Origin of the sequence: Lacinutrix sp. C3R15 (genome assembly GCF_018860825.1) — a bacterium.
Taxonomy (GTDB): Bacteria; Bacteroidota; Bacteroidia; order Flavobacteriales; family Flavobacteriaceae; genus Oceanihabitans.
The window spans coordinates 1-4524 of the sequence record NZ_JAHKPZ010000042.1; the positions used below are offsets into that span (position 1 = coordinate 1).

Below are 4524 nucleotides of genomic sequence, written 5' to 3' on the forward strand. Positions count from 1 at the left end.
ATAGGATTGAGTTAATTAAGGAATTCGGTTTAAAACTTAGATGTTAAAAACGCTCTTGTCGGTTCTGAGTGAAATCCAAGAGATAGATTGGATGAAAATCCGCTTAGATTCTCGTAAGTAAGCAATGGACTTTAGCAAGCATTAAATTCGCAAGAAGGAGAGAAGGATTGAGTAAATTCCGAAATGCGTTTTAAATTCCGATTATAAACTGCTGTGTCAAATTGCTAAGGAAGTCAAAAACATGATTGGCAAAAAATCCGCGTATTGCTTTTTTTCACGTAATCTATTCTGCGTTATGTTCGGTTTAGGAGTTTGCTGTTACGCTATTTTTGGTAACGTTTTTGTATATGGAAAGTTGCGGTTTTGTTTGCGAGGATTTTCCGCAGGAAAATCAGACGTAACAAAACAAGCAACGACCTTTATTTAAGCCAAACACCCGCAATTTTTTATATACTGTGTTACCCAACGTTTTTTCTTTCAGCCAACTTTCTATACATAATGACTTATATAGTTTATCTTTAACTAAATAACAAACGCATTTTAATTCCTAAAAATTAATGAAGCTTTATATTAAATATATGGTAAGCTTAAGATGTAAGCTTTTCGTTAAAAATGAGCTAGAAAAACTGGGTTTACACTATATAAGTGTTGAGCTTGGAATGATTGAAATAAAAGAAGATATTTCTGAATCTCAAAAACAAGAATTCAAATCAAATTTAGCTATATCAGGGTTGGAATTAATAGATGATAATAGAAGTATTCTTATAGATAAAATAAAAAACGTAATTATAGAAATGATTCATTATTCTGATGAAGTCCCAAATGTTAATTATTCAGATTTTATAGCACAAAAATTGAATTATGATTACACGTATTTATCAAATTTGTTTTCAGAAGTAAAAGGAATTACTATTCAGCATTTTATTATCAAACACAAAATAGAAAGGGCAAAAGAATTGATTCTTTACAACGAACTTAATCTCACTGAAATCGCCTATAAATTAAATTACAGTAGTGTTGCTCATTTGTCTAACCAATTCAAAAAAGTTACTGGACACACACCTTCATTTTATAAAAAAATAGGAAAAAAAAGAAAGAGCAATTTAGAAAACCTGTGACATGTGTAAACATATATGCCTTTTCTGTAACACATTTAGAGGTATTAGTTCTCATCTTTGTGATAGTAGTACAATTAAGCACTACTTAAATACATAATTATGGAAACCAAGAACAAAGAAGGTGAGAAAAAGACAAGTGAGCTATTTAAATTTAGTGGTGATTGGGACAAACAATCAAAAGCATTGAAAGTAAAATATCCAAAATTATCTTCTGAAGATGTAAAATTTGAAAGTGGTAAAGAATTAGATTTAATCAAGAGATTAGAAAACAAGTTACATAAGGACAGAAATGAAGTTGTAGGTATCTTGAAATCAAATTTTAAAAGCGTTGCAAGTGCAATCTAAAATATAAGTTGAGTCTACTTATTAAGAACAGTTTTTAAATAAACTGTTTTTTTTATTTGCAAACTTTAAATCAGTAATTTATGTAACTATCGCCAAAAAGTGTATAACTAAATATATTAACTCATAGTTATCTTTGTAAGGCTATTAATCAGTTAGGGAAGTCCAGATGATTTATTTATCTGGAATTAGAAAAGCAGACTTAAAAGTCTGCTTTCTTGTTTTGGTTAAACAAATGATGCATAAAACTGTTCTTGTCAATTAAATAAACTATTACTTGTTATTAATTAATATTTAAAAATTATAATCATGTCAAAAGAAAAAAGCGGTAAAGCTAAAAACAGCAAAACAGCACCAACTAGGACAGCTAAAGAAAAGAAACAAGCTAAAGCAGAAAAGAGACGAATCAAAAAGGACGAGTAAATACAATTTGTGTTATGAAGAATCATGAATTTGAAAACCTTAAGGCATTCAATATTAGCAATGAGTTGAAATATATTTCGAATACTATAATCGTTAAACATATTTTAAATGAAAAAACAGGTAATATAATGGCTTTAGCATTGGACTATGGTAAAGTGTATAAGCCCAAACAAACACCATTTTCAACTTTTGTAAATGTAATTGAAGGAAAAGCTGAAATTGTAGTAGACAACATATCTACATATTTACAAAAGAATGAATCCATGATTATTCCTGGTCATGTTTTATATACAATAGAAGCAAATGAAAGATTTAAGATGCTTTCAATAATTTTAAAAAGTGGCTATGATGATTTAGAACCATAGAATAAAAACAATAATTATGAGTAATTTATTTAAATCAGGTGATATAGTGTGTGCAAAAGTTAATCCTGCAAAATCTCTAAAAGTTAGAATTTTTGCTAGAAAAGTCTATTATTGTGATGTATATAATCATCCAGAAGAAAAAGAAGAAGTTTATTTTGAAAGAGAAATTGAATTCTATAAAAATGAAAACTAGATATAGTTGAATAGAGCTAGTTTTTTTCAAATGTTGGGTAACGTTGTTGTATAAGGTTAGTTGCGTGTTTTAAGCGACTAATTTAGTAAATAAAACACGAACCAAGAAAGTCCGTTTGGACTTTCGTAAGTAAGCCAAAAACCAGCAATTAATTTTATACGGTGTTATGTGCAGGCGTTATTCAGTTCGTGTTCAATCAGCCATTTTTTTCGCTCAATTCCGCCACCATATCCAGTCATTTTTCCGTCTTTTCCGATTACTCTATGACAAGGTACAACAATAGAAATTCTATTATAACCATTTGCAGATGCAACTGCTCTAATTGCTTTTGGATGGTTAATTTTTTCTGCTTGTTTTTGATAAGTTGTAGTTGTTCCGTATTCTATTTGTTGTAAACAGTTCCAAACTGAATTTTGAAAATCAGTTCCTGGTGTTTCAAGTTTTACGTCAAATTTTTTTCTTGAACCCTCAAAGTATTCTATAATCTCTTTCTTGGCTTGTTTGATATGTTCGTTCTCTCCCGAAATAATATTAGCTTTCAATAATTTTTGCAAATCTTTAAATTCTGTTTCGAGCATTCTTCTGTCAACAAATTCTAATAAACAGATTCCATTATCTGTTGCACAAACAAACATTGGACCTAAAGGTGTTGTAAGACGATTTATAAGGATTATGTTTTTATCTTTAATTTGTTTTGGTGATTTACCTACAAGTTTTTTAAAAGTGTACCCAAAACCACTTAACGATTCGTAACTCGTGTCAAAAGCAGTATGTGTAGCATTCTTTCCTTTTTTCAATTCTTGAAAGGCATTGTTTATTCTATACATTCTTTGATATGCTTGAAAAGTCATACCATAATTATTTTTAAACCATCTACGCACAACCTCTGGACTAATTCCTTTTTGTCTTAATTGGAAGTCGGTTATTTTGTCTTTAGGGTTTTCTTTTACCAATATAATAGCTTTCTCGACTTGTTCAGGTGCTTGATTTGCATTTTCCGTTGGTTTACAAATTTTACAAGGTCTATATCCATTATCCAAAGCCTCTTTAAATGAAGTATAAAACTCTACATTTTTCAGTTTTGGTTTTCTTGCTCGGCAAGTCGCAATGCAAAATACGGAAGTGGTTTTTACGCCTACAAAGAAAATACCAACAAAGCTCTGTTTTCTATCTAACAGAGCTTGATAATAAGTTTCGATTTTGTTATTGTCTTTAATCAGCATTTTAAAATATTGATTTAAATGAACTTTGGTTTAAAACAGTTTGTAAACTTTCTTCAAATTTGTCATACATCTTGTCGAAAAGGAAATTCCCCATACTTATTCGTTTTACACCTAATTTTGTTAATGTCTCAAAATTTGGAAGGTTAGGCATACACATTACATTAATTGGTAAATTTGTTGAATCGACAATTGTTTTAATGTCATTTTCTTTCTCAATACAAGGAACGAAAATTCCATTTGCTCCAGCATTTTGATAAAGATGAATTCTTTTTTTTGTTTCTTCAATTACATTTTCTTGAAGCAAGATAAATGTATCTGTTCTCACGTTTATAAAAACATCAACATTTTCCTTTTCTAATTCCTCCTTTATTTCTTTAAGTGTCTTTGCGAAGTCATTAGCGTTTAACAAAATCCGTTTTTCGCTAATAACACTATCTTCGATATTAATTCCAACAACTCCTAATTCTGCTAATCTTTTAATGTGATTAACGATTTCTTTTGGTTTGCGACTATATCCCGATTCCAAATCAACTGACAAAGGTAGATTTGTGTTTATGGCAATCCGCTTTACGAAATATTCCAATTCAGAAAATTCCATTTCTTCGCCATCGTTATATCCTAAAATTGATGCAATTGCGGAACTCGAAGTTCCAATTGCTTGAAAGTTTAATTTTTCGGCTGTTTTTGTACTTGGTACATCCCAAACATTTCCGATTAATAATGGTTTATCTTGACTGTGTAAATTTTTAAATTCCATCTTTTTATGTTTTGATGCAAAGTAACTATGATGAAATTTAGTCAGCAACCGAAAATTGGACGAGTATTTTTTTTCGCTTGCACATAACGTTCTCGTGTATGGA

6 protein-coding genes are annotated in these 4524 nt (G+C 29.8%); 4 read left to right on the forward strand and 2 right to left on the reverse strand.

The genetic code is table 11. The features are described 5' to 3' along the window. Positions 1-557 precede the first annotated feature (557 nt). The 4 genes from KO494_RS15900 (at position 558) to KO494_RS15915 (ending at position 2441) form a co-directional block, all read left to right on the forward strand. The gene (locus KO494_RS15900) at positions 558-1118 is read left to right on the forward strand and encodes an AraC family transcriptional regulator (RefSeq protein WP_215968613.1); all 561 of its coding nucleotides are present in this window, start codon (positions 558-560) and stop codon (positions 1116-1118) included. Positions 1119-1217: 99 nt separating this feature from the next. Further along, positions 1218-1463 carry a hypothetical protein gene (locus tag KO494_RS15905; protein ID WP_114309659.1) on the forward strand — a complete coding sequence of 82 codons (246 nt, stop codon included), beginning with the start codon at positions 1218-1220 and terminating at the stop codon, positions 1461-1463. A gap of 548 nt (positions 1464-2011) precedes the next feature. Beyond that, on the forward strand, positions 2012-2248 hold the full coding sequence (locus KO494_RS15910) for a hypothetical protein (RefSeq protein WP_215968614.1): 237 nt from the start codon (positions 2012-2014) through the stop codon (positions 2246-2248). Between the two features lie 16 nt (positions 2249-2264). Continuing rightward, entirely contained in the window at positions 2265-2441 is a 177-nt protein-coding gene (locus tag KO494_RS15915; protein WP_215968615.1) for a hypothetical protein, read from the forward strand. A 164-nt stretch (positions 2442-2605) separates the two neighbouring features. Here KO494_RS15915 and KO494_RS15920 read toward each other — a convergent pair whose 3' ends face one another. Both KO494_RS15920 and KO494_RS15925 read right to left on the reverse strand, forming a co-directional pair. Then, positions 2606-3664, reverse strand: a complete 1059-nt coding sequence (locus KO494_RS15920) for a bifunctional transcriptional activator/DNA repair enzyme AdaA (RefSeq protein WP_215968616.1) — start codon at positions 3662-3664, stop codon at positions 2606-2608. 1 nt (position 3665) lies between these two features. Next, positions 3666-4421 carry an isocitrate lyase/phosphoenolpyruvate mutase family protein gene (locus KO494_RS15925; RefSeq protein ID WP_215968617.1) on the reverse strand — a complete coding sequence of 252 codons (756 nt, stop codon included), beginning with the start codon at positions 4419-4421 and terminating at the stop codon, positions 3666-3668. Positions 4422-4524: the final 103 nt, after the last annotated feature.